General features: G+C 62.4%; 19 protein-coding genes. 4 read left to right on the top strand and 15 right to left on the bottom strand.

Going from position 1 to position 24,128, the window contains the following annotated elements:
• Positions 1 to 55 precede the first annotated feature (55 nt).
• From BFQ00_RS13975 to BFQ00_RS13965, 3 genes are all read right to left on the bottom strand, one after another.
• Complete coding sequence (locus BFQ00_RS13975) at positions 56 to 3,037, bottom strand: RHS repeat-associated core domain-containing protein (protein WP_065933832.1); 2,982 nt, start codon at positions 3,035 to 3,037, stop codon at positions 56 to 58.
• A gap of 137 nt (positions 3,038 to 3,174) precedes the next feature.
• Positions 3,175 to 3,468: a BolA family protein gene (locus BFQ00_RS13970; RefSeq protein WP_065933831.1), complete on the bottom strand. Its 294-nt coding sequence runs from the start codon at positions 3,466 to 3,468 to the stop codon at positions 3,175 to 3,177.
• 6 nt (positions 3,469 to 3,474) lie between these two features.
• Positions 3,475 to 3,993 carry a DUF2059 domain-containing protein gene (locus BFQ00_RS13965; protein WP_003175221.1) on the bottom strand — a complete coding sequence of 173 codons (519 nt, stop codon included), beginning with the start codon at positions 3,991 to 3,993 and terminating at the stop codon, positions 3,475 to 3,477.
• 181 nt (positions 3,994 to 4,174) lie between these two features.
• On the opposite strand from BFQ00_RS13965, the gene BFQ00_RS13960 reads away from it, so the two are divergent.
• Entirely contained in the window at positions 4,175 to 5,563 is a 1,389-nt protein-coding gene (locus BFQ00_RS13960) for a class II fumarate hydratase (RefSeq protein WP_065895472.1), read from the top strand.
• Between the two features lie 423 nt (positions 5,564 to 5,986).
• Here BFQ00_RS13960 and BFQ00_RS13955 read toward each other — a convergent pair whose 3' ends face one another.
• The 12 genes from BFQ00_RS13955 to pap all read right to left on the bottom strand — a co-directional run bounded on the left by BFQ00_RS13955 (position 5,987) and on the right by pap (position 18,295).
• Positions 5,987 to 6,940 (bottom strand): DMT family transporter, encoded by a 954-nt coding sequence (locus BFQ00_RS13955; RefSeq protein WP_065883282.1) that lies wholly within the window; start codon positions 6,938 to 6,940, stop codon positions 5,987 to 5,989.
• A gap of 75 nt (positions 6,941 to 7,015) precedes the next feature.
• Positions 7,016 to 7,984 (bottom strand): fimbrial protein, encoded by a 969-nt coding sequence (locus tag BFQ00_RS13950; RefSeq protein WP_065933830.1) that lies wholly within the window; start codon positions 7,982 to 7,984, stop codon positions 7,016 to 7,018.
• Between the two features lie 37 nt (positions 7,985 to 8,021).
• Complete coding sequence (locus tag BFQ00_RS13945; protein ID WP_065883286.1) at positions 8,022 to 8,558, bottom strand: fimbrial protein; 537 nt, start codon at positions 8,556 to 8,558, stop codon at positions 8,022 to 8,024.
• 11 nt (positions 8,559 to 8,569) lie between these two features.
• Positions 8,570 to 9,049, bottom strand: a complete 480-nt coding sequence (locus BFQ00_RS13940) for a fimbrial protein (RefSeq protein ID WP_065933829.1) — start codon at positions 9,047 to 9,049, stop codon at positions 8,570 to 8,572.
• A 28-nt stretch (positions 9,050 to 9,077) separates the two neighbouring features.
• A complete protein-coding gene (locus BFQ00_RS13935) occupies positions 9,078 to 9,560 on the bottom strand; it encodes a fimbrial protein (RefSeq protein ID WP_065883289.1) in 483 nt (160 codons plus the stop codon).
• 10 nt (positions 9,561 to 9,570) lie between these two features.
• A complete protein-coding gene (locus BFQ00_RS13930; RefSeq protein WP_065933856.1) occupies positions 9,571 to 10,152 on the bottom strand; it encodes a fimbrial protein in 582 nt (193 codons plus the stop codon).
• 17 nt (positions 10,153 to 10,169) lie between these two features.
• On the bottom strand, positions 10,170 to 10,931 hold the full coding sequence (locus BFQ00_RS13925; protein WP_065883291.1) for a fimbria/pilus periplasmic chaperone: 762 nt from the start codon (positions 10,929 to 10,931) through the stop codon (positions 10,170 to 10,172).
• On the bottom strand, positions 10,928 to 13,531 hold the full coding sequence (locus BFQ00_RS13920; protein ID WP_163032686.1) for an outer membrane usher protein: 2,604 nt from the start codon (positions 13,529 to 13,531) through the stop codon (positions 10,928 to 10,930). Before BFQ00_RS13920 ends, BFQ00_RS13925 begins: the two co-directional genes overlap by 4 nt.
• A 20-nt stretch (positions 13,532 to 13,551) precedes the next feature.
• Positions 13,552 to 14,112, bottom strand: coding sequence for a fimbrial protein (locus BFQ00_RS13915; RefSeq protein WP_065933828.1), 561 nt, complete (start codon positions 14,110 to 14,112; stop codon positions 13,552 to 13,554).
• 51 nt (positions 14,113 to 14,163) lie between these two features.
• Positions 14,164 to 14,685: a fimbrial protein gene (locus BFQ00_RS13910; RefSeq protein WP_065933827.1), complete on the bottom strand. Its 522-nt coding sequence runs from the start codon at positions 14,683 to 14,685 to the stop codon at positions 14,164 to 14,166.
• A 486-nt stretch (positions 14,686 to 15,171) separates the two neighbouring features.
• Entirely contained in the window at positions 15,172 to 16,356 is a 1,185-nt protein-coding gene (locus BFQ00_RS13905; protein WP_065933826.1) for a thiolase family protein, read from the bottom strand.
• Positions 16,357 to 16,780: 424 nt separating this feature from the next.
• A complete protein-coding gene (pap, locus tag BFQ00_RS13900; RefSeq protein WP_065883298.1) occupies positions 16,781 to 18,295 on the bottom strand; it encodes a polyphosphate:AMP phosphotransferase in 1,515 nt (504 codons plus the stop codon).
• A 174-nt stretch (positions 18,296 to 18,469) separates the two neighbouring features.
• Here pap and mnmC point away from each other — a divergent pair, with 174 nt between their 5' ends.
• The 3 genes from mnmC (at position 18,470) to ngg (ending at position 24,128) form a co-directional block, all read left to right on the top strand.
• Entirely contained in the window at positions 18,470 to 20,473 is a 2,004-nt protein-coding gene (gene mnmC / locus BFQ00_RS13895; protein WP_065933825.1) for a bifunctional tRNA (5-methylaminomethyl-2-thiouridine)(34)-methyltransferase MnmD/FAD-dependent 5-carboxymethylaminomethyl-2-thiouridine(34) oxidoreductase MnmC, read from the top strand.
• Positions 20,474 to 20,606: 133 nt separating this feature from the next.
• Positions 20,607 to 22,379 (top strand): N-acetylglutaminylglutamine amidotransferase, encoded by a 1,773-nt coding sequence (locus tag BFQ00_RS13890; RefSeq protein WP_065933824.1) that lies wholly within the window; start codon positions 20,607 to 20,609, stop codon positions 22,377 to 22,379.
• 3 nt (positions 22,380 to 22,382) lie between these two features.
• Entirely contained in the window at positions 22,383 to 24,128 is a 1,746-nt protein-coding gene (gene ngg, locus BFQ00_RS13885; protein ID WP_065933823.1) for an N-acetylglutaminylglutamine synthetase, read from the top strand.

Below are 24,128 nucleotides of genomic sequence, written 5' to 3'. Positions count from 1 at the left end.
ACTGATCGTTCCCACGCAGAGCATGGGAACGATCGTCTGCCTGATGGCGCGCCCGTCAGGATCGCGGGGCGGCGCGCCAGTTCGACGCCAGGTGTGTGTACCCGCGCCGGGCAAACGCCACGACAAAGCCGCGCCATTCGGTCAATGATGCAATCACGCCGCGCGCAACCATCACAATCGTTCGCGTGGTACGGCTTTGCGCGGCCTGGGGCAGGCCCGTCAGCGCCACGGCCAATGCCTCGACCCCGGTTGCCGCCCAATACGTCCATACCTGATTGAACATTCTGCTCAGCCCGCCGTGCATCAACCCAACAGGGTCCGGTGTCTGCACGGTCAGCCCATGGTGATCGTGGACCGTCGTGGGATGACCACTGCGCGTAAGCGTTCCCATCGCTGCATCGTAGGCTTCAATCGCGGGTGACACATTGGGTTGCATCAGCGCAGGCACTTCCCCGCCGTAGACGGCGTTGGCGATCGTTGCAACGGCGTATGCCGCCGTCGCGCCGGCGGTTCGGCCGACCCTGGCCCGCAGCGGTGTGCTGCCCCAGGAGGCGCCGGTGCCGTGCCCACGCATGATCTGCTGCACCAGTTCCCTGGAGAGCGAGCGGATGTGCCCGCTCAATCGCTGCACCGCCACGGGGTCCCAGCGTTCCCCGGTTTGAGCGCTCGGCGTGTCAGCGTGATAGGCGTAACCAATACCCGCCACAGCTGCCGAAATAACCCCGATCTGTGGTGCAAGACGGGTCCAGTTACCGACGACACCGGTGCTCATATGCATCGTGGTCAGGGCATCCAGCGACGCGACGGTATAGCGCACAATCTGATTGCGCTGCGGCGTGGGCTCAAGGTTGCCGAATACCGCCAGATCAACGCCCGTCGCGATGACATTGGCGATATAGGTGGATAAACCATCGCGAATCGCGGCCGACGACGCGGCCTGTATCCTCGGGCGGATAATCCGCCCCATCGTCGCGAGCCTGCGACTGAAGGAGAGCCTGCGTATTTGTTTATCCTGGGGTGCCTCCAACGCCGATGCGCCGACCAGCCCTTGCGCGTCGACGTGGGTGACCGGGTTACCGCCGACCATCGCGTACAGATTCAAGCCATCGGCATCGCCGATCGGATCAGGGCTGATCCAACGGCCTAACCACGCTGCGTAATACCTGAAGCCGTAGTAGGACAGCCCGCTGGCATCGCGCTCCTTACCCGAATAACGGATGAAGCTGTAGCTCGCCTCGCTGGCATTTCTCGCCGCCCGCCACGCAGTCCCGCCGTAGGGGTAATAACTTTCCTGACTGAGCAATTGCGCCTGCTCGCCCAGTTCCAGGCAATTGCTGCCCAAGTGGTCCGACAAGCCATAACGGATCTGCGTGGCCTGACCCACTCCCGAAGGGTGGCGATCCCACAGCAGGACGCGGACGGTGGTCGTACCGGCATCGAGGTTGAGAACATTCAGTTGCTCACCCGTTGCGCTGTCATGGCGGATTTCCAGTCCCGGCAGGTAGCGCACCTCGGCGGTATGCATCACGCCACGGGCCTGGGAGACCCGGCGCTTGAGAATGCGCTGGCCCGTGGCATCGTAGGCGTAGTGCTCTTGATCGTGATTGCCCCCCTCGCGCCGCACCTGCGTCAGGCGCACCAGTTGATTGCGCACATCCCAGTGCATCTTCTGCTCGCCTGCCAACACTTGCAGGTTGCCATTACGGTCAAAGCCCTGCCCCAACCCCGGTGCGGTCTTGCCATCGGCCTGCGGCAGAAAATGATTGCTGCCCGCGGCCACGCTCATCTGCCGCGTGAAGCCTGTGCCGCTGCTGGGCACGTGCTGCAACTCGAGCAAATTGCCGGCGGCGTCATAGCGCAACCGCTGGGTGTAGCGACGCCATACGCTGTCGTCAGTCGAGCCAAACGCCACCGTTGCCGGTAACGCCGGGCCGCCCGTGTTGCCGGCGGTCTCGCGGCCGGTGGCCGTGATCAGTTGCGATAACGTGTCGTACGCGTAGAGGCTGGCCGAACTGATGCGCGTGTTGCTGGACCATTGCGTCGGCTGGGCAAGGTCGTCGATGCGCACCACGTTGCCCACGTTGTCATACTCATAGCGCAGGTCTTGCAGCGCTGCGCCTGCGTGCAAACGGGCCGTCATTTGCCGCAGGCGCCCATCGAACTCACGGTATTGCATGGCGCGCACCACGCCGTTGCCGGCGCGTTCGCTGAGCACCTGGCCCGCTGCGTTGTAATGGCGCTGGCCCAACACCTGCGTACGCACGCCGGCCCTGGGCGTTACAAAGATACTCGCCGGTTGGCCGTCAATGCCGTAGGTGTAGTCAAAGCGATTGCCCTTGGCGTCCATGTGATGCAGGCGCTCACCCAGCGCATTGAACCCAATGGTGGTCTGGAACCTGTCGGCCTCCAGGCGGGCCTCGCGCTGTGCATCGGGCTGCGGCCAATCCAGCGCAGCGCCCGCCTGTCGAAAACGTCGGGCCTGCTGCGTGACCTCCGCGTGCAGCCCATAGGCCTCGTGGAACAGCGAGCCGCCGCCGTCATCGTGGCGAACCACCCGTCCACAGCGGTTGCGTGACGCCTCTTCACTGGAAGATGACGCATAGGCAAGACGCTCGACGCACAGCGCTTGCCCGTCACTGGCCGCCTGCTCGAAGACGGCAACCGGCCGCAGATATCGATCGTAGTGATGAGCCTGGTGAGCGCCCCGTCCATCCCATTCTTCCAGCAACTGCCCGGCTTGCCCGATCAACGTCAGCCGCCAGCCGGCATCCACGCTGTCGGTGCGCAACGCGTGCCCGCCAAGGCTGTAAACCGTGCGTTGATTGGGCGCAGTGCCAGGTTGTGAATGCGACAACTGCAACAGGCGGGGATCCCATTGTTCAATCATCAGGCCGGTACTGCCAAAGACCTGACGATGAATGCGCACCTGCGCTTGATCCTCCGCGCTGGCGCGGTGGTAATCAATGTTGCGCACGATCAACCCGCGCGGGTCGATGGCCGCCAGGGACGGTGTGTGTCGATGGATGGAATAAGACATGACCTCAAGACCTTATTGCTGGATAAGTAGTCCTGAAAGCCTAGGGATACGGGGGGTAGCGAGGTGGTGCTGGAGGATGTTTTGTGTGTCCGGGTACTGGCATCGCCCCGACCCGCTCGCGCGGGTCGAGGCTGCGCTCAATGCCCGCCGGCGCAGGTCGGCGAAGCCGGTGCCGCGTCGACCTTCGCCCATTCCTCAGGCGTGTAGGTATGCAGCGCCAGCGCATGAAACTCGCTCATCAGGTCACCCAGGGTGGCATAGACCTTCTGGTGGCGCTTGACGCGATTAAGCCCCTCGAACTGCTGGCTGACCAGCACGGCCTTGAAGTGGGTCTGCAACCCACGGCTGTGCATGTGGCTCTCGTCCAGCACACTCAAGTGATCCGGGGTCAGGGCGGCAAGCGCCGTTTCGATACGCTGTTGCATAGTCATTGCTGCTTACTTCTTCTTGGCCGGTGCGGCGGCTTTTGGCGCCAGCTCGTTGGTCATGTCTTCCAACAGCTTGTTCACCACCGGTACTGCGCTTTCCAGCTTGGCCTGGGTCATCTGGGCCGATTGCTGGGTCAGCTGCGGCATTTTTTCCAGGACTTTCTTGCCCAGAGGCGACTGGTAGAACGCCACCAGGTCCTTGAGCTCCGATTCGCTGAAGTTGGTGGTGTAGAGCTTGACCATGTCCGGTTTCAGCTTCGGCCAGCCGATGGCCTGGTCCAGGGCGGCGTTGGCCTTGGCCTGGTAGCTGTCGAGTACGGACTGTTTGGCGGCAGGCGCCTTGGTCTGCTCGAAACGCTGGGCGAACATTTGTTGCACTTGCATGTACACCGGGGTACCCAGCTTGTCAGCGTGGGCCAGGGTAAGGAAGGCTTCGGCACTGGCGTTGTGGCTGGCGGTATCGGCAAAAACCTGGCCGCTGGCGCAAACCAGAGCAACCGCGGTACAGATGGCACGAAGACGAGTCATCGAGTTTCCTTTTCTAGCTGGCGAGGTAAGACCCCAAGGGCGCCCATTCTGCGCCTAAAAAACCTCGCGGCTCAACCCCGGGCCGCGTCAGGTGTGGTTTGATCGATGAAACGTCTTTTAGGGAACCCCCTTGGCCAATCACAGCCTAAACTGCGCAAACGAACCTGAAGGAGTGTGCCCGATGAGCCGTATCGAAACCGACAGCCTGGGAGAAGTCCACGTCCCGGATGACGCTTACTGGGGCGCCCAGACCCAACGTTCGCTGGTGAATTTTGCCATCGGCGAGCAGCGCATGCCGCTGGCGGTGCTGCATGCCCTGGCGTTGATCAAGAAGGCTGCCGCCCGGGTCAACGACCGCAACGGCGACCTGCCGGCCGATATCGCCCGCCTGATCGAACAGGCCGCCGACGAAATTCTCGACGGCCAGCACGACGACCAGTTCCCCCTGGTGGTATGGCAAACCGGCAGCGGCACCCAGAGCAACATGAACGCCAACGAAGTGATCGCCGGCCGCGCCAATGAACTGGCCGGCGGCAACCGCGGCGGCAAGAGCCCGGTGCACCCCAACGACCACGTCAACCGTTCCCAGAGTTCCAACGACTGCTTCCCCACCGCCATGAGCATTGCCACCGTCAAGGCCGTGCACGAGCAGCTGTTGCCGGCCATCACCGTGCTGTCCGGCGGCCTGGCGGAGCTGGCGGCGCGGCACATGAAGCTGGTCAAGACCGGCCGCACCCACATGATGGATGCCACGCCGATCACCTTCGGCCAGGAACTCTCGGCGTTCATCGCCCAACTCGACTACGCCGAACGCGCCATCCGCAGCGCCCTGCCCGCCGTGTGCGAGCTGGCCCAGGGCGGTACCGCCGTGGGCACCGGGCTCAATTCGCCCCACGGCTTTGGCGAAGCGATTGCCGCCGAACTGGCCGCGCTGTCGGGACTGCCGTTCGTCACCGCGCCGAACAAATTCGCCGCCCTCTCCGGCCATGAACCGCTGGTAACCTTGCACGGCGCGCTGAAAACCCTCGCCGTGGCCCTGATGAAGCTCGCCAACGACCTGCGCCTGCTCGGCTCCGGCCCGCGCGCGGGGTTGGCAGAAGTCAAATTGCCAGCCAACGAACCGGGCAGTTCGATCATGCCCGGCAAGGTCAACCCGACCCAGTGCGAAGCCCTGTCGATGCTGGCCTGCCAGGTGCTCGGCAATGACGTGACCATCGGCATCGCCGCCAGCCAGGGGCATTTGCAGTTGAACGTGTACAAGCCGGTGATCATCCACAACCTGCTGGAATCGATCCGCCTGCTGGCGGATGGCTGCAACAACTTCCAGGAACACTGCATCGCCGGCCTGGAGCCTGATGCCGAACAGATGGCCGAACACCTGGAACGGGGGCTGATGCTGGTGACCGCCCTCAACCCGCATATCGGCTATGACAAATCCGCACAGATCGCCAAGAAAGCCTATGCCGAAGGGCTGACCCTGCGGGAAGCGGCGCTGGAACTGGGCTACCTCACCGACGCAGAGTTCGACCAGTGGGTACGCCCGGAAAACATGCTGGAGGCCGGGCACTGAGAACCACCCATTGTAGGAGCGAGCTTGCTCGCGAAAAACGCATAGACACCGCGTTCATCCAGAAAACACGCGTTATCGTTGACGTTTTTCGCGAGCAAGCTCGCTCCTACAGAGGGCATGGTCATGGGTATCGACACAACGCGCTAACCACGATGCAAAGCGAGCCGCTCTTGATCTTGATCTGCTTTTGATCCTAGGCGCCCCGTTAAACCACGCTGGCCGAACGCAGGCGAGGTGCCGAGTGGTGGGGCAAGAGCGTTTTGCTAACTTTTGCGCTTTTCAAAAGTGAGCCGCTGTAAAAGCGGAACCATTAGCAGCCGTTACCGCAGAAACGGATAGGTACTCAACCCAATCCAGCATCCCGGCCAGCCCCGAGGCCGCCATCGGGGGCAAGCCCCCTCCCACAGTTGGCTCTCCATACCCCTAGACCAACCGCGCACGCCGAGCCTTGAGCCCCGCCACCAGCGACGGCGCCAGCGCCACCATCGCCGAGCCCATCACCACCACCAGCGCGCCAAAATACCCCAACGCGTTGATCGCTTCGGCCTGCACAAACTCCGGCCACAACCACGCCGCCAGTGCCACCGCTACAAAGGTCACCAATGGCGTCAGCGCCAGGGTCGCACTGACCCGCGACGCCTCCCAATGCGCCAGCGCCTCGGCAAAAGCACCGTAGGCCACCAGAGTATTCATGCAGCACGCCAGCAGCAGCCAGCCTTGCAGCGGGCTCAGTTGCAACGCCTCCAACGGGTGCGCCCAGGGCGTCAGCAATACGGCACATGAGAGGTAGATCACCATCATCACCTGCAGCGAATTCCACACCGTCAGCAACTGCTTCTGACCCAAGGCGTAAAACATCCAGATGGTGGTCGCCAGCAGCACTGTCAGCACCCCGGCGGTATAAGTACCCATCGATGTCAGCAATTCCACCAGGCGCTGGTTGAAAAACAGCCCGAAGCCGATGATCAACACCACCAACCCCACGCCCTGCCCAAGGCTGAAACGCTCCTTGAACACAAACACGCTGGCGATCATCAGGAAAATCGGTCCCATCTGCACCACCAGTTGCGCGGTACCGGGGCTCAGCATCTTCAAACCCACCAGATACAACACGTAGTTGCCCACCAGCCCGCACACGGCCATCGCCACCAGCCAGCCACCCCTGGGGCCAAGTACCCGGCGGCTGGGCAAGCGCCGCGTGAACGCCAGGTAGATGAACAGGCAACTGCCCGCGACGATCAGGCGAAACCAGGTCACCGTGATCGGGTCCATCACCTGCAGTACCTGTTTGAGCTTGATCGGCAGAATGCCCCAGAGCAGCGCGGTCAACAGGGTCAGGAGAAAACCGTAGACCCAGCGGCCCGAAGAGATGTGCATGAGTGCCCCAGATGCCAGAGGAAGTGGAACCGGCATTCTAGGGGCATGCGGTGCGCTTTGGGTATCACGCTGTGTTCAGGGCACGCCCATCACCAGTACCCCGCTGCCGCTGATGGCGCCGGCGGACGGCAGCGAGCCGGCTCGACGTACTAGGGAAAACGTCACGTCATCGGCGCCCGAGCTGTTGGTGATGCGGGTCAGGAACGAACCGTTGACCGGTACGGCAGCCCCGTTACGCACCAGGGCCGTACCCACATCGGCATTGGTCATCAGCAGCAGGCGCGAATCGAACCCGGTGCGGCTGCCTTTGTACGTGATGGTGATGGGTGTATTGATACCGCCTTGCGGGCAGGAATATGTGAGCCTGCGGTTGCTGACGATGGATGTTGTCAGCGGGTCAGTCCCGATGGCTCGCTGGTTGACTGGGCCGAAGTCGATATTGATCGGATTGTTGTTATTGATCGTGCAGGTGGATGGAGAGATGCCGAAGTTATTCGCGGCCGTGTACGTGAGCACCAGCCGTGTACTTCCCGAACTGTAATTATTGGTCTGCTGGAGGTTCAACGCGCCCAGGATATCCCCTATCCGAACCTCGATAGGGTTGCTCGGATCGTTACGCAGCAAAATGTAGGGGGCTATATTGATGGGATACCCCCCACCGTTGTTTGGCATGGTCGCGATCCGAATATCGAACGGCACCGGGGTGTTATAAAACGCGCCGTTGATACGTAAGCCGGTACCCTGCCGGGTAAACTTCGGGCCGGGCACCCAAGGGGGGCCGGCCTGTGCAGAGGTACCCCAAAAGTCTATGCGTGTAGGATGGGCAGGCGAAGGAGTGAATCGGCACTCCAACCATGCACCTTCAAGGATCAGGCGAGTGCTGTCCGAGCCTACTCGGACGGTGACAGGGACCTGCAGGTTGAGAATCCCACCGTCGCCAACGTATTGCCACCCACCGCCATTAACGCGGCAATCAGCCGCTCGTACGGTCGTGGCCACACTCAGCAGGACAAGAAGCACCATAGCGCCATAAAGTCGTTTCATTTTAATTTCTCGTTGCTCTGCTCTACCCAGCCAAAGCCTATGGATAGTCCAGCGTAAAAGTTGAGGTCACCGTGTAGGCACCGTGCCCGATGGTTTGATCCTTGATGGCGGTCGGCTCGCCCTGCACGTACGCCTTGAGTTCGATGGCATTGCTGCCGTCGCTCAACACCTGTTTGTCGCTGACGGTATTCAAGGGCAAGGGTTTGTCGCTCAGGGTTTCCATGCCGACACCAATGCCCGAGGCACCGCTGCCACCGTCCAGCGCGAGCAAGCCGCGAAGCTCTCTGTTCTCCGTGCCGCCGAAGGTGATGGTCACCGAGTTGCCGATCGTGGTATCGCAGTCTTCCAGGTGCAGCTTGAAACGCTTACCCACCGAGCGCGTGTTGATATAGAGGTACTTGCTGGTGAGGTCCCAGAGTTCCAGCGTGATGGCCTCGTCGCCGGGGCGCAGGGTGCAGGCCTCTTCAACCAGATTGCCTTTGAAACGCAGATTGTCCGCCGCCTGCCCCACGGGGGTCAGGCCGACGGCGAGCAGAACGGCCAGGCCTGCCTGTTGAACCCTTTGATATCGCATCGAATAAGCTCCTACTGGTATTCGGCCAACAACGTGGCCACCGCCGTGAACCTGGCGGGAGGCAACGTTGCTCCGGGCTGTTGCACCGGCACGACCTCAAGGGTCGGCGGTGACGACAAGGTGATGTCCATGGGCGTATTGAGTGCAAATGGCAGGCTGTTCTGAAAAACCCGGATGCCCAGCGCCGGCACGCTGGTCTGCACCGCTGAACCGTCGAACGCCGTGGGCGTGCCGTTGACGCTCAGCTTCAATGCCCACGGCAGGGTGTCGGCGCCGCAATTGATGACGTAACCGACCCCTCTGCGATACCTCACCCCATCGACGCGTTTTACCCCGACATCGCCAAAGTCGATCTCGATGGTGTTGCCCGCATCGATCGTGCAGGGAGGCGGTTCGTTCAGCGTTCCGCTGAACGTCAAGTTGGCCGACGCGCCACTGCACAGGCCGATGGCACACAGGGCGAGTAGCGCTCGCGGCTGCCAAGCTGTCATGGGTCGTTCCTCTCTTTATCGGTAACCGTCATTGGTAATCGACCACCAGGGTCGCAGTCGCGTCGAAGACCCCGCCGGTCAGCTGGCTGCCCGCACGTTTGACCGGCACCGCCTGCACCACGGGAAAATTGGGGTAGGTAAAATTCACCGCGGTATTGAGCGGCCAGTCAGCGCCATTCACGAACAGCCGCACGCCCAGGTCCGCCTTGCGGGTGGCGAGCGCGCGGTTGTCAAACGCCGCCGCCGTGCCCTTGAGCTCCAGGCTCAACGCATTGTTGAAAGGCGAATTGCAGGTGACGGTATACGGTACCCCTCGCCGGTAATTGACCCCATCGACCCGTGACGTCAGCAGGTCATTGCCGAACGGTACGTCGAGCGTGCTGCCACCGTTGATGACGCACGGCGGGGGCGCGATGATCACCGCGCGAATGGTCAAATTGGTGTCGGCCTGCAGGCCCTGGCTGACCGCCAGCAACACGCCGGTGGCGATCAAGCCGATTGATTTAGCCATCGTTGCACCCTTACTCATAAGTGAGCCTGAAATCCACCACCGCCCTGAATGCCCCGCTGGTCAACGGCGCAGCGGTGCGCGTGGGCCGTACATGCCAGGTCTGGGTATTGCGGCCCACGGGCAAAAACAGCGGCTGGCCCCTCGAGCCCAACTGCACGTCGCGGCCGAGGGCATCGGTCAACTGCAGGCCCATGCCGGTAATGCCCTGCACTCTGACCAGGCGTGGATCGTCGGCATCGGCCGGCGCCTCGAACGTGACCGACAGCACCGGTTGGTAGGCGCTCCAGGTCAGGTTGCCCGTACGCTCATTGCGTATACGACCGGCGGTGCGCAGGCAGTCGGTGAAGCGCAGTTGAAACGCCTTGGGCGTCGCCTGGTCACCGGGACGTTGCAACTGGCTGGTCGACACGGCCTCCAGATCGACGGTCTGATGCAGCGAGGTCATTTCCAGGCTGCACGGCGACTCATGCATGGACCCGAGCACATTGAGCATGCCGCTCATGCCTTCGACATCCTCCTCGTCCGCGGCCTGTGCGCCCATGGCCAAGGCCCATAACAGGCCGCCCAGCACTTTCACTTTTTGCGACGTCATGACGTTCTCCCGCACCATTACTCATTCGCCGGCGCGGCCTGCCGGTTCACTGTGCAAGTGTCCCCCGTGCAGGTGAAGGCCAGGAGCGGGCGACCGCCGTAGTCATTCACATAGGCCAGATAAGGGCTGGTGCCCAACGCCTTGGCGGTGGTGCCCAAGGCCAGAGTGCCTTTGGGAGGAACCATCAGTGGCACGAAACCCGGCACGGTTTTGCCGTCCTTGCTGTCACGCGCATCCACCAGCGTCACGTAATACGGCGTAGGGTTATTCACCCGGTATTGATCGCCTTCACGGGTCAGGGTCAGTTTTTCCTGCCACGGGTTGGACAAGTCCTGTTGGCTCGGCTCGATGGCTTGCGGGCGGTAGAACAACTTGATGCGGGTCTGCAGCGCGATCTGCAGGGTGTTGGACTTGTCGCTGCGCGGTGGAATTTCCCTCAAGTTGAAGTAGTAGACCGTCTCCCGATCCTGCGGCAGCGCCTTGGCCGCCGGCAACGCCTGGACCTTCACCTGGCTTTGTTTACCCGGCTCCAGGCGTTGGACCGGTGGCAGCACAATCAACGGCGAGGTGATTTTCTTGCCGGTTTCATCCTCGATCCAGCCCTGGGCCAGATAGGGCAACTGGGTATTGTTGTTGGTGATATTCACGCTGGTGGCGTCTTTGCCACCGTCGAAAATCACACGGGTACGGTCCAGGCCCACGGCAGCGTTGGCGTTCTGGCTCAAGGCCAGGGCCAACAGCGCGAAGGCTGGGAAGAGGCGACGTGTAGTGGGCATCATGAGGCTGTGTTCTCCGTATCGATAGGCGTGCCGGACAGCCCGGCGGGCTCGGGCAGGGATGGATCGGCGGCTACCGGCTGGCAGCGCAGTTGCAGGGCATCGGTCAAACCATCGGCAGGCAAAGTGGCCGGCAGCGTGAGCAGGCACCGCGCGTCCCCGCCCCAACTGACGGTCATCTGCTCGCCGGCCTGAATGCCGCTCAGGTAGACCTCGCCGCCGTCATTCACGATGCCGGTGTCCTGTTGCTTGAGGTTCTGCACCGTCGCGCCGAAAGGCGGCGAACTGCCATCCGCCAGGCGCAGCACCGCCATGGCCTTTTCACCGGCAATCACATCCAGCGAGCGATAACCGATCGCGCCTTCGGTGAGGGTCAATTGCGTGACGGATTGAGTGGCTTCGACATTGCTCGGCAAGCGCTCCAGATCGACACTGGCGGCAGTGCGCTGATAGCTGCTGATGTCCGAGATCACCGCTTTGCCGAAGGCATTGCTGCGGGTCGGCGCGCCATAACCGCGCACCGGCACATCGGGCACACCGGCGGTGTCGACCATCAGCCGGGTGCCGCCTGTACTGGTGGTTCGATGGAGCGCCGCACCCTGGGCCGTGAGCGTGGCACCGCCGCGCGCGGAGACGCCGAGGCTGCTGGAACCGCCTTGCTGCCTGCTGGCGCTCACATCGAGGTCGACGTTGTCGCCCATATGGCTCAGGTATCCGCTGGCGGAGGTGTCGCTGGCACTGAGCTGGTAGCTGTTGCGCTCATCGAGGCGATCGCTGTAGCGCGAGGTAAAGCCGTTTTTGCCGGCGGCTCGATTGGCGTCCAGCGACAGCGTGCCGGTACGCCCCAGCGGCAGGCTGACCGTCAGCGCCATGCCGTTGTCCTTGTAGTTATATTCCTGGGTGCGGTACATGTTCAGGGACAGGCTCATGTTCTTGACCGTGCCCACATTGAAGTAGCGCGACAGCGACACGTTCCAGCGATGCGTGTCCGGCCGGTCCCAGTAGGTTTGCTTGTTGTAGCTGGCGTAGACGGTGGCGCCCAGGTCACGAAACTGCTTGTTGACCGTCACCGTGTACAGCGCCTTGCTGCCGCCGATAGGCTTCCAGCCCTCGTTGGGGTCGCGATAATCCCCTCGTCCGCCGAGTTCGCCGTTCAACCCGTAATGCCGGGCATCCAGGTACTCACTCATGCTCAGGAAGTTCTTCTCGGAAAAGCGGTAGCCGGCGAAGGTCACCTGGCTGTCGTACTCTTCGAAGTTCTTCGAATATTGAAGGCGGTAGGATTTACCCGAGAGCGTCTCGTTCCATACGTTGGCGCGCGACTGCGTGACATCCAGCGAGACGGCGCCGAACGCCAGCAAGTCCCGCCCGGCGCCCACGGATAACGCCCGATAGTTGTTATCGGTGATACCGCCACCGAACAACGACCAGCCATTGCTCACGCCCCAGGAAAACTCTCCGGTACCGAAGACGGCACCATCGGAGCCCGTCTGAAGGTTGGACGGTCGCCCGCTTGCCAGTTTGTAACGGACCTGGCCCGGGCGCGTCAGGTAAGGCACACCGGCGGTATTGAGTTGGAAGGTATGCACCGAACCGTCCTGTTCTTCCACCCGCACATCCAGCTTGCCGGTCACCGCATCATTAAGGTCCTGAATGCGAAAGGGGCCCGCCGCAACCAGGGTTTCGTAGAGCACACGGCCCTGCTGGCTGACGATGACTTTGGCGTTGGTCCTGGCCACACCGACCACTTCCGGCGCGTAACCGCGCAGGTTGGGGGGCAGTTGGCTTTGATCCGAGTTGAGCGCGGCGCCGGTAAAGCGGAAGCTGTCGAACAGGTCCGAGTACAGATAGTTCTCGCCCACCACCAGGCGCGCCTGCAACGCCGGAATGGCGCGATACGCGTAGTAGCGGCTCCACTCCAGCTTTTGCGGGCCGGCGGCCTCCTGCCGGCCCTTCTCCACGCGCCCCTGCCAATCCGCCCTGAGCCGCCAGGCACCGGCATTGGCGCCCACGGTGCCATTGCCGCTGAGGTTTTGCCGCCGGCCATCGTTGCGCTGGTAATTGGACTGCGCCGTCAGGCTGTAGTCCACCAGCAGCCCCGGTACCCCTTCATCCCATCGGGAAGGCGGGTCCCAATTGATAGCGTTGTATTCAAGGTAGGCCTGGGGCACGTTGATGCTCAGGGTAGAGGTGGCCAAATCACCCCTGACCTCCATGCCGGGCAAGCTGGTTATATCCAGGCACTCGCCGTCCTTCCACCACAGCCGTTGGCCGGCTGCGGACACTTTCAGCCCCAGTTGTTCGACCAGACTGCTCGACAAACAGGCCTGGCTGCCCTTGGGGTCGTTATCGGGGGGATAGAACGCCACCGATTGCTCAGCAATAGGCTGGGCATTGAGGTGCACGGCCATCGAGTAAGTGCCCGGCAGAATGAATCCACTGCGCGCAAATTGGGACAAGTCAATATTGGCGCGATCGCTCAGGTCGAGAACGTCGGTATTGAACTCGATATCCCCAGCGCCCATCGCCGTGCCTGCCAGTGACATCAACCCGCCGAACAGCCCGGGACGCAGCGTTTTTTTGATCTTCGACGTATTCAACATGCAAGCCTGTCCATCACTGTTCAAAAGTATTCCAACTTGAACCGCACTGCGGCACTGTGAGCCCCGACCACCAATGGCAAGCCGTTGCCGACCAGGAAAAACCGGTAGTTGAGTGTCATGTCGCCTTCGGCCAGCGGGACCGGCGCCATGCGTTGCCCCGGCAGGCTTTCCTGGCCGGCGGCGTCGATGATGTGCAAGGCCACCCCCTGGGAGTCGCCAGACACTGCGAAGGAGAGCCCTGCCCTGTCGGTGGGGCCTTCGAACGTCACGCGCATGTGTTCCCAATCCGGCAGGCTTGCACCTGGGCGCGAAGGGTCCGGGCGGCTCAACGAGCAATTGACCAGACGCAGTTGAAAGGGATGGTCTTCGCCCCGCGTGTTGCGCAACAGCCGACCCACCGGCTCGGGCGGCATCTCGATGGTTTGATCGATACTGGCAAGCTCCAGCCCGCAGGCGGAATCAACCACTTCCCCTCCCAGCAGCACGACCCCATCGCCTTGCGCAGTCGCCTCGGCGACGGCACAAGGGCTGATGAGTGTCGTTAATGAAGAGGCGATAGCCAGACGTATGAATGTGTTCACCTGGATCTCCCGTCAGCGTCCCCCCGCCACACCGGGTGGCGGGGGTGAAACTTACTGATAAGCCAAAGTGAAATTGGTGACCGCGCTGAAGTCGCCGGGAATGATGTCCCCAGTGGCGGCGCCTTGTACGTAGGCTCCAAACTCCAGCGTGTTGTCACCCACGCTGATGACTTGCGGGTTGGTGGGAACACCCAACTTAACCAGGTCACCGCCATGGGTCATCATGATGCCCAGGTTGCCTGCACCGCCGACCGTACCGATGGCACCGGGCACAACCGTGGAGGGCGCGCCGGTGAAGGTCGTGGTGACGGTGTTGTCAGTGAGGCCGGCCAGGTCGCAACCTTCCAGTTCGATCAGCACGCGTCGAGCTTCCGATTTGCCACCCGCTTGCAACTGATGCTTTGCAATCGCACCCAGGCGAACGGTTTGGTCGACGGAGTCAGGCTTGATTGAGCAGGCACCCGAGTGGACCGACCCGATAAACGTCACCGTTCCATCCGCCGCGTGCGCCATCGACATCGAACCCGCCAGCAGACCGACAGACAACAGCACAGTTTTCATTTTGGTTTTCATCTACAGATTCCCACTTACAAGTGTCATTAAGGAGCCTTGCCACCGATCGGCGCAGGGCTGATTGAAAGAGCCGTTTGACCTATGCGTCGAGGGGAATTCCTGAAGTGCTTTTCCAACTTCTTGTATTGCATTTCAGGATCACACTCAACGCCGGGCAAGTATCCACTTCACACTTGAAGTCGTAAGCCAGCTCTTTCCCTTAATGACGTAGCCCTTGTACATCAAGGCTTGCAGGAAAATTATGGCCTTTTGCCAAAACTTTAAAAACAGCTGAAGGAATAGGACTACATCCAAGTTAGATGAGAATTATTTAACACTGGATAGAACTGTAAGAATAAGGCTACATGCACTTTCAAACAATAAACTTCACAGCGGTTTTGCAACTAACTATTTGACCGGCGAGCCGAGAATTCCTTAACGGCAGATGCAAAAAAAGGGGGAGCAAAGCTCCCCCTGTCAGCGTGTGTTGCAAGCGCCAGGCAAGGCCTAACGCACGGCCTCAAACAACCCGGTTGCGCCCATTCCACCGCCCACGCACATGGTGACGATGCCGTAACGCAGGTTGCGCCGCTGCAACTCGCGCACCAGGTGCCCCACCTGCCGCGAGCCGGTCATGCCGAACGGGTGGCCGATGGAGATCGAACCGCCGTTGACGTTGTATCTGGCGTTGTCGATGTGCAGGCGGTTACGCGCATACAGGCACTGCGAGGCAAACGCTTCGTTGAGCTCCCACAGGTCGATATCCGCTACCTGCAAGCCTTTGGCCTTGAGCAGCCTGGGCACCGAGAACACCGGACCGATGCCCATCTCGTCCGGCTCACAACCGGCCACGGTAAAACCGCGAAAGAACGCCTTGGGCTTGAGCCCCAGCGCCAGGGCTTTTTCCAGGCTCATCACCAGGGTCATCGAGGCGCCGTCGGACAACTGTGACGAATTACCCGCCGTCACCGAACCGTCTTCGGCAAACACCGGCTTCAAGCCACTGAGGCTGGCCAGGGTGGTGTCGGGGCGGTTGCAATCGTCGCGGTCGACCACGCCATCGAGCACCTGCACTTCACCGGTATTCTTGTCTTCAACCTTGTACTTGACCGCCATCGGCACGATTTCATCGTTGAACAACCCATCCGCCTGCGCCTGCGCGGTGCGCTGCTGGCTTTGCAGGGCGTACAAGTCCTGATCCTCGCGGCTGACGTTATAGCGACGCGCAACGATTTCGGCGGTCTGGCCCATGGGGAAATAAATGCCGGGTACCTGCTCCTTGAGCAGCGGGTTGATCAGGTGGTCGGTGTTGACGCTTTTCAGGGTCAGGCTGATGGACTCCACGCCGCCGGCGACAATGATGTCGCTGCAACCCGACGCGATCTGGTTGGCGGCAATGGCAATCGCCTGCAAGCCTGACGAGCAGAAACGGTTGAGGGTCATGCCTGCGGTACCGGTGCCCAATTGCGAGAGCACCGCCACGTTGCGCCCGATGTTGTAGCCCTGGGCACCCTCGTTGGAACCGGCACCGACAATGCAGTCCTCCACCGTGGCCGGGTCGATGCCGGTGCGGGCCAGCAGCGCGTTGACGCAATGGGCCGCCATGTCATCGGGCCGCGTCTGGTTGAACTTGCCGCGAAAGGACTTGGCCAGGCCGGTTCGCACACTGTCGACAATCACTACTTCACGCATGGGGCTACCTCGATCTTGTGGTTGTGGATCGAGAATAGAGCCGGGCCCGGCTGCCCGCGATGATCATTCACTGCATGGATGCAAAAGCATGGAGGCCTGTGTGAGGTCTACCTGATGTGCAGAGATCAACTGTGGGAGGGGGGCTTGCCCCCGATGGCGGTGGGTCAGTTAAAAATCTATCTACTGACACTCCGCCATCGGGGGCAAGCCCCCTCCCACAGGTGGACCGAGTCAGGCCCAGGCTATTTCTTTTTCTTCTTGTCGTGCTTGTCGGTTTCGGCGAACGCAGTCTATCTAATGTGCACAAATCAAATGTGGGAGGGGGCTTGCCCCCGATGGCGGTGGGTCAGTTAAAGATCTATCTACTGACACTCCGCCATCGGGGGCAAGCCCCCTCCCACAGGTGGACCGAGTCAGGCTCAGGCTATTTCTTTTTCTTCTTGTCGTGCTTGTCGGTCTTCTCGAATGCGTCTTCCAGCGCCCGGTTGATGGTGCGCAATACCTTGACCCGCGCCCAGCGCTTGTCGTTGGCTTCCACCAGGGTCCAGGGCGCCACCTCGGTGCTGGTGCGATCCACCATGTCGCCCACCGCCGCGCGGTAGTCGTCCCACTTGTCGCGGTTGCGCCAGTCGTCTTCGGTAATCTTGAAGCGCTTGAACGGGATCTCCTCGCGGGCCTTGAAGCGTTCCAACTGAGTGTCCTTGTCGATGGCCAGCCAGAACTTGACCACGATCACACCGGCATCGCGCAATTGCTCTTCGAAATCATTGATCTCGCCATAGGCGCGCATCCAGTCCGCCGGGGTGCAGAAGCCTTCGATGCGCTCGACCAGCACGCGGCCGTACCAGGAGCGATCGAACACGGTGAACATGCCCCGCGCCGGGATCTTCTGCCAGAACCGCCACAGGTACGGCTGGGCACGCTCGTCTTCACTGGGCGCGGCAATCGGCACGATGTGGTACTGGCGCGGGTCCAGCGCGGCCGCCACACGGCGGATCGCCCCGCCCTTGCCCGCCGCGTCGTTGCCTTCAAAGACGGTGACCAGCGCGTGCCTGCGCATGCGTTTGTCGCGCATCAGGCCGGAAAAGCGCGCCTGTTCGGTAATCAACTGTTCTTCGTAATCGTCCTTGTCCAGGCGCAGGCTCATGTCGAGGCTGTTGAGCAGGCTCATCTGGTCCACCGACGACGGCAGCGGTGCCGGGTTCATGCCACTGGCCTTGACCCTGGCCTGCTTCAACGCGCTTTGCAGGCCTTCGAGCAGGATCTTGCCCACGGTCAGCCCACGGTAATGCGGGTCGACGCCCTCGATCACATGCCACGGTGCGTAGTCGCGGCTGGTGCGGCGCAGCACGCGTTCACCAAAATGCACGAACTTGTCGTAGGTCTTGGACTGCTGCCAGTCCAGCGGGCTGATGCGCCAGCTGTGCAGCGGGTCATCGGCCAGGGCCTTGAGCCGCGCCTTCATCTGTTTCTTGGACAGGTGAAACCAGAATTTGAAGATCAGCGCGCCTTCGTCGCACAGCATTTTTTCCAGGCGCTCGGCACCGGCGATGGCCTGGTCCAGCCGCGCGTCCTTAATCTGCCCATGCACCCGGCCCTGCAGCATCTGGCTGTACCAGTTGCCGAAGAAAATGCCCATGCGGCCTTTGGCGGGCAACTGCCGCCAGTAGCGCCAGGCCGGCGGGCGCGCCAGTTCTTCGTCGGTCTGTTGGTCGAAGGTGCGCACTTCGATCAGGCGCGGATCCATCCATTCGTTGAGCAGCTTGACGGTTTCGCCCTTGCCCGCGCCTTCGATGCCATTGATCAGGATGATCACCGGGAAGCGCTTCTGCTGTTGCAGCTCGTACTGCACTTCGAGCAAGGCCTCACGCAGGGCCGGCACTTCGGCGTCATAGGTGTCTTTGTCGATGGCGTGACCGATTTCGGCGGATTCGAACATGGGCAGCTCCGTTTCAAGATGGCTCAAGACTAGCGGATTGGGCAACGACACGCGGGAGGAAATTCAACCGCCGCTTGCCGTGGATCAATTCAACACCGGTTGATCGGCTAGAATGGCCGCCTTGTGGTTACCTGCCGTTATTTATACGAGCCACCCCTATTTATACGAGCTCCCATGACCCCGATCACCCACGCCCAGCTCGACTGGGACGACCAAGGCCGCCCGCACTCGCGGGTGTTCGATGACGTGTACTTCTCCGACCAGTCGGGCCTGGAAGAAACCCGTTATGTATTCCTTGAACAAAACCGCCTGCAGGCGCGTTTTGCGGCCTTGCCGGCCGACGGGCGCCTGGTGATCGGCGAAACCGGATTCGGTACGGGCTTGAATTTCCTGTGCGCCTGGCAGTTATTCGACCAACAGGCGGTGGCCGGGGCACGCCTGCATTTCGTCAGCGTGGAAAAATACCCGCTCAGCCATGCCGACCTGCAACGCGCCCTCGCCCTCTGGCCCGAGCTGCAACCTTATGCCGAACAGTTGCTGGCCCAGTACATCGCCATCCATCAGGGCTTTCAGCGCCTGGTGCTGGACGCCGGTCGCGTCACCCTGACCCTGTTGATCGGCGACGCCCTGGAGCAACTGCCGCAGCTGGACGCACAAATAGATGCGTGGTTTCTCGACGGCTTTGCCCCGGCGAAAAACCCGGACATGTGGACCGCCGAGCTGTTCGCCGAACTGGCGCGCCTGGCCGCACCGGGCTCGACCATCAGCACCTTCACCAGCACCGGCTGGGTACGCCGGCTGATCAATGCCGCCGGGTTCAAGATGAAACGCACGCCCGGCATTGGCCACAAGTGGGAGATCCTGCGCGGGGAGTTCCTGGGGTGGCCCGAAGACCGTCCGGCGCCCGCCCGCGCCAAGCCCTGGTTCGCACGGCCGGCGCCGGTCACCGGTGACCGCCACGCCATGGTCATCGGCGGTGGCCTGGCCGGTTGCGCCACCGCAGCCAGCCTGGCGGCGCGGGGTTGGCGGGTGAGCTTGCTGGAGCGGCATGCCGGCCTGGCCGCAGAGGCCTCCGGCAATCCCCAGGGCGTGCTGTACCTGAAGCTGTCAGCGCACGGAACGGCACTGTCCCAACTGATACTCAGCGGCTTCGGGCATACCCGGCGCCTGCTCGAACGGTTGCACCGTGGCGTCGACTGGGACGACTGCGGCGTGTTGCAACTGGCGTTCGACGCCAAAGAAGGCGAGCGCCAGGCCCAACTGGCGGCAGCCTTTCCCCCAGCACTGTTGCACTTGGTCGATCGCGATCAGGCCCGGCAATGCGCCGGGATCGACGTGGCCCAGGGCGGTCTGTTTTTCCCCGAGGGCGGCTGGGTGCACCCACCATCGCTCTGCCAGTGGCAGGCAACGCACCCCTCGATCAACGTGCTCACCCACCGCGAGGTGCTTGAGCTCGACCGAGTGGATGACCAATGGTGCGCGCGCGACGGTGATCGGCTACTGGCCAGTGCCAGCGTGGTCGTGCTCGCCGGGGCTGCCGAGATCAAGCGCTTCGCACCCAGCGCCGACTTGCCGCTCAAGCGCATCCGCGGGCAGATCACCTGCCTGGCGCAGACGCCGGCAAGCCGGGCGCTGGCCACCGTGGTCTGCGCTGAAGGCTATGTCGCACCGGCCCGCCTGGGCGAACATACCCTGGGCGCCAGTTTCGATTTCCACAGCCAGGACCTCACCCCCACCAGCGCCGAACATGCCGGTAACCTGGAGAGGCTGCGCGAGATTTCCGAGGACCTGCTGCAACGCCTGGACGCCGACACCGTGGCAGCGGAACACTTGCAGGGCCGCGCGGCCTTTCGTTGCACCAGCCCCGACTACCTGCCGATCGTCGGCCCGTTGGCCGACCTTGAGGCCTTTGCACAGGTGTACGCCGCACTGGGCAAAGACGCCCGGCAAGTGCCAGACCTACCCTGCCCGTGGCTGCCGGGCCTGTACATCAACAGCGGGCACGGCTCACGTGGCCTGGTCACTGCGCCACTGTGCGGCGAACTGCTGGCAGCCTGGCTCTGTGACGAACCACTGCCCTTGCCGAGCGCGGTGGCCGAGGCCTGTCATCCCAATCGATTTGCCCTGCGCGCCCTGGTTCGCGGCCAATCTCAGGCCTCTAAAGTGCAGGCCGGATGACCTCATGGCAGTTTGCTTTATAACTTATTGATCTAAAACTCCACGCATAGCGCTGGGTCAGTTTCTGGGTACGCGCCCTTCAAGGCGTATTGAGTATTGACCCCTCCCCAACGGAAAAACCGGTAAGGAACTTATGTGTGGACTAGCTGGCGAGTTACGCTTTGATCATCAACCTGCCGACCTGGCAGCCGTGGAACGCATCACGCATCACCTCGCCCCCCGTGGCCCCGACGCCTGGGGCTTTCACGCCCAGGGGCCGATTGCCCTGGGCCATCGCCGCCTGAAAATCATGGACCTGTCGGACGGCTCCGCGCAACCGATGGTCGACGCCCAACTGGGGCTGTCCCTGGCCTTCAATGGCGCAATCTACAATTTCCCGGAACTGCGCCAAGAGCTGGAAGCCCTCGGCTACGCCTTCTATTCCGGCGGTGACACCGAAGTGCTGCTCAAGGGCTATCACGCCTGGGGCGAAGCGTTGCTGCCCAAGCTCAACGGCATGTTCGCGTTCGCCATCTGGGAGCGCGATGCGCAGCGTCTGTTCATCGCCCGTGACCGTCTCGGTGTGAAGCCTTTGTACCTGTCGCGCACCGGCCAGCGCCTGCGCTTTGCCTCGGCGTTGCCGGCGCTGCTCAAGGGCGGCGATATCAACCCGATCCTCGACCCGGTGGCGCTCAATCACTACCTCAACTTCCATGCCGTGGTGCCTGCACCGCGCACGCTGCTGGCAGGCATTGAAAAACTGCCGCCGGCGAGCTGGATGCGCATCGATGCCAACGGCAAGACCGAACAGCACACCTGGTGGACCCTGCCCTACGGCCCCCATGAGGATGAAAAACACCTGACCCTGGAAGACTGGACCGATCGCGTACTCGACAGCACCCGCGAAGCCGTCGCTATCCGCCAGCGCGCGGCCGTGGATGTCGGCGTGCTGCTCTCCGGTGGCGTCGACTCGAGCATGCTCGTCGGCCTGCTGCGTGAAGTGGGCGTCGAGGATCTGTCGACCTTCTCCATCGGCTTCGAAGACGCCGGCGGCGAGCGCGGCGACGAATTCCAGTATTCGGACCTGATCGCCAAGCACTATGGCACCCGTCACCACCAGTTGCGCATCGCTGAAAGCGAGATCATCGAGCAACTGCCGGCCGCGTTCCGCGCCATGAGCGAGCCGATGGTCAGTCATGACTGCATCGCCTTCTACCTGCTGTCGCGGGAAGTGGCCAAACATTGCAAGGTGGTGCAGAGCGGCCAGGGTGCCGACGAGCTCTTCGCCGGTTACCACTGGTACCCGCAAGTGGATGGCGCCAGCGACCCGTATGCGGCTTATCGCGATGCCTTTTTCGACCGCAGCTACGACGACTATGCCGCCACCGTCGCGCCGAAATGGCTGACCGCCAACGACGCCGCCGGGGACTTCGTGCGCGAACACTTCGCGATGCCGGGGGCTGATGCCGCCGTCGACAAGGCCCTGCGCCTGGACAGCACGGTGATGCTGGTGGACGACCCGGTCAAACGCGTCGACAACATGACCATGGCCTGGGGCCTGGAAGCGCGCACGCCGTTCCTCGACTGCCGCCTGGTGGAACTGTCGGCCCGCGTGCCGGGCAAGTTCAAGCTGCCCGACGGCGGCAAGCAGGTGCTCAAGGAAGCCGCGCGCCGGGTGATCCCCAGCGAAGTGATCGACCGCAAGAAAGGCTACTTCCCGGTGCCGGGCCTCAAGCATTTGCAAGGCGACACCCTGAACTGGGTGCGCGAGCTGCTGCTGGACCCGAGCCAGGACCGTGGCCTGTTCAACCCCGCCATGCTCGACCGCCTGCTGACGGACCCACAAGGCCAATTGACGCCGTTGCGCGGCTCCAAGCTGTGGCAACTGGCGGCGCTGAACCTGTGGCTCAGCGAACAAGGAATCTGATCAATGAAACCTAACGCCGCGGCGTACAGCCAACGCTTGCTAAAGGGCCAGGCGCCGACCTACGAGCGCCTCCAGGCCCGGCTGGCCGAAGACGGCAGCGCGCAAGGCCCCGAACCGATTGCCGTGCATTGCGGTTGGGGGCGTTTGTTGATCGGGCACACTTTTCCCGACCCCGCCAGCCTTGCCCAGGAACTGCTCAACGAACAACCCGGCGAGCGCGATATCGCGCTGTATGTGGCCGCGCCCCAGCAGATTCTCGGCATCGATCCGCAGCAGTTGTTCCTCGACCCCTCGGACACCCTGCGTCTGTGGTTCAGCGACTACCGCCCCGCTACCCGTGTGTTTCGCGGCTTTCGTATCCGTCGCGTGCAAAACGAAGCCGACTGGCAGGCGGTGAACCTGCTGTACCAGGGCCGCGGCATGCTGCCCATTGACGCCGAACGCCTGACGCCGCGCCATCAAGGCGGCCCGGTGTACTGGCTGGCCGAAGATGAGGACAGCGGCGCGGTCATCGGCAGCGTCATGGGCCTGAACCATCAGAAAGCGTTCCATGACCCGGAAAACGGTTGCAGCCTGTGGTGCCTGGCGGTAGACCCGCAATGCACCCGACCCGGCGTGGGTGAGGTGCTGGTGCGCCACCTGGTGGAACACTTCATGAGCCGAGGCTTGAGCTATCTGGACCTGTCGGTGTTGCACGATAACCGTCAGGCCAAGAGCCTCTACGCCAAGTTGGGCTTTCGTGCGTTGACCACCTTCGCCATCAAGCACAAGAACGGCATCAACCAGCCGCTGTTTCTCGGCCCCGGGCCGCAGGCGGGGTTCAATCCTTATGCACGGATCATTGTTGAAGAAGCCCATCGACGGGGCATCGACGTGCAGGTGGATGATGCCGATGCCGGCCTGTTCACCCTCAGCCACGGCGGGCGCCGCGTGCGCTGCCGCGAGTCGCTGAGCGACCTGACCAGCGCCATCAGCATGACGTTGTGCCAGGACAAGAGCCTGACCCACAAGGTGCTCAAGGCCGCCGGCTTGAAGTTGCCGGCGCAGCAATTGGCGGGCAGTGCCGACGACAACCTGGAGTTTCTCGACGAACATCAACGTATCGTGGTCAAGCCGCTCGATGGCGAGCAGGGCCAGGGCGTGGCGGTGGATTTGCACACGTTCGAGGAGGTACAGCAAGCCATCGACGCGGCGCGCCAGTTCGACAGCCGCGTGCTGCTCGAGAGCTTCCACGAGGGCCTGGACCTGCGCATCCTGGTGATTGGCTTCGAAGTGGTCGCCGCAGCGATCCGCCGCCCTGCCGAAGTGATGGGTGACGGTCAGCATTCGATTCGCGCCTTGATCGAGGCGCAAAGCCGCCGTCGTCAGGCCGCCACCGATGGCGAAAGCAAGATCCCCCTGGACGCGGAAACCGAACGTACCCTCAAGGCCGCCGGCTACGACTACGACAGCATCCTGCCCCGTGGCGTGCAACTGGCCGTGCGCCGCACCGCCAACCTGCACACCGGCGGGTGCCTGGAAGATGTCACGGCCATTTTGCATCCGACCCTGGTAGATGCCGCTGTGCGTGCAGCCCGCGCGCTGGATATTCCCATGGTCGGCCTGGACCTGATGGTGCCCGCCGCCGATCAGCCCGAATACGTCTTCATTGAGGCCAATGAACGGGCAGGCCTTGCCAACCATGAACCGCAACCGACCGCTGAGAAGTTTGTGGATTTGTTGTTTCCACACAGTCAGCCGGCCGCCTGA

The organism is Pseudomonas sp. 28 E 9, from assembly GCF_900004785.1.
GTDB classification, from domain to species: Bacteria; Pseudomonadota; Gammaproteobacteria; order Pseudomonadales; family Pseudomonadaceae; genus Aquipseudomonas; species Aquipseudomonas orientalis_A.
Note: the sequence above shows the minus strand (reverse complement) of the source record. Positions and strands in the feature narration are given on the sequence as shown.

Excerpts from the sequence above, each read along its gene's own strand:
- BFQ00_RS13910 (WP_065933827.1), bottom strand. The coding sequence starts at position 14,685 with ATGAAAACCAAAATGAAAACTGTGCTGTTGTCTGTCGGTCTGCTGGCG.
- BFQ00_RS13945 (WP_065883286.1), bottom strand. The coding sequence starts at position 8,558 with ATGCGATATCAAAGGGTTCAACAGGCAGGCCTGGCCGTTCTGCTCGCC.
- BFQ00_RS13955 (WP_065883282.1), bottom strand. The coding sequence starts at position 6,940 with ATGCACATCTCTTCGGGCCGCTGGGTCTACGGTTTTCTCCTGACCCTG.
- ngg (WP_065933823.1), top strand. The coding sequence starts at position 22,383 with ATGAAACCTAACGCCGCGGCGTACAGCCAACGCTTGCTAAAGGGCCAG.
- BFQ00_RS13930 (WP_065933856.1), bottom strand. The coding sequence starts at position 10,152 with ATGACGTCGCAAAAAGTGAAAGTGCTGGGCGGCCTGTTATGGGCCTTG.
- BFQ00_RS13935 (WP_065883289.1), bottom strand. The coding sequence starts at position 9,560 with ATGGCTAAATCAATCGGCTTGATCGCCACCGGCGTGTTGCTGGCGGTC.
- BFQ00_RS13925 (WP_065883291.1), bottom strand. The coding sequence starts at position 10,931 with ATGATGCCCACTACACGTCGCCTCTTCCCAGCCTTCGCGCTGTTGGCC.
- pap (WP_065883298.1), bottom strand. The coding sequence starts at position 18,295 with ATGTTCGAATCCGCCGAAATCGGTCACGCCATCGACAAAGACACCTAT.
- BFQ00_RS13890 (WP_065933824.1), top strand. The coding sequence starts at position 20,607 with ATGTGTGGACTAGCTGGCGAGTTACGCTTTGATCATCAACCTGCCGAC.
- BFQ00_RS13905 (WP_065933826.1), bottom strand. The coding sequence starts at position 16,356 with ATGCGTGAAGTAGTGATTGTCGACAGTGTGCGAACCGGCCTGGCCAAG.
- BFQ00_RS13920 (WP_163032686.1), bottom strand. The coding sequence starts at position 13,531 with ATGTTGAATACGTCGAAGATCAAAAAAACGCTGCGTCCCGGGCTGTTC.
- BFQ00_RS13940 (WP_065933829.1), bottom strand. The coding sequence starts at position 9,049 with ATGACAGCTTGGCAGCCGCGAGCGCTACTCGCCCTGTGTGCCATCGGC.
- BFQ00_RS13960 (WP_065895472.1), top strand. The coding sequence starts at position 4,175 with ATGAGCCGTATCGAAACCGACAGCCTGGGAGAAGTCCACGTCCCGGAT.
- BFQ00_RS13975 (WP_065933832.1), bottom strand. The coding sequence starts at position 3,037 with ATGTCTTATTCCATCCATCGACACACACCGTCCCTGGCGGCCATCGAC.
- BFQ00_RS13950 (WP_065933830.1), bottom strand. The coding sequence starts at position 7,984 with ATGAAACGACTTTATGGCGCTATGGTGCTTCTTGTCCTGCTGAGTGTG.
- BFQ00_RS13965 (WP_003175221.1), bottom strand. The coding sequence starts at position 3,993 with ATGACTCGTCTTCGTGCCATCTGTACCGCGGTTGCTCTGGTTTGCGCC.
- BFQ00_RS13970 (WP_065933831.1), bottom strand. The coding sequence starts at position 3,468 with ATGACTATGCAACAGCGTATCGAAACGGCGCTTGCCGCCCTGACCCCG.
- mnmC (WP_065933825.1), top strand. The coding sequence starts at position 18,470 with ATGACCCCGATCACCCACGCCCAGCTCGACTGGGACGACCAAGGCCGC.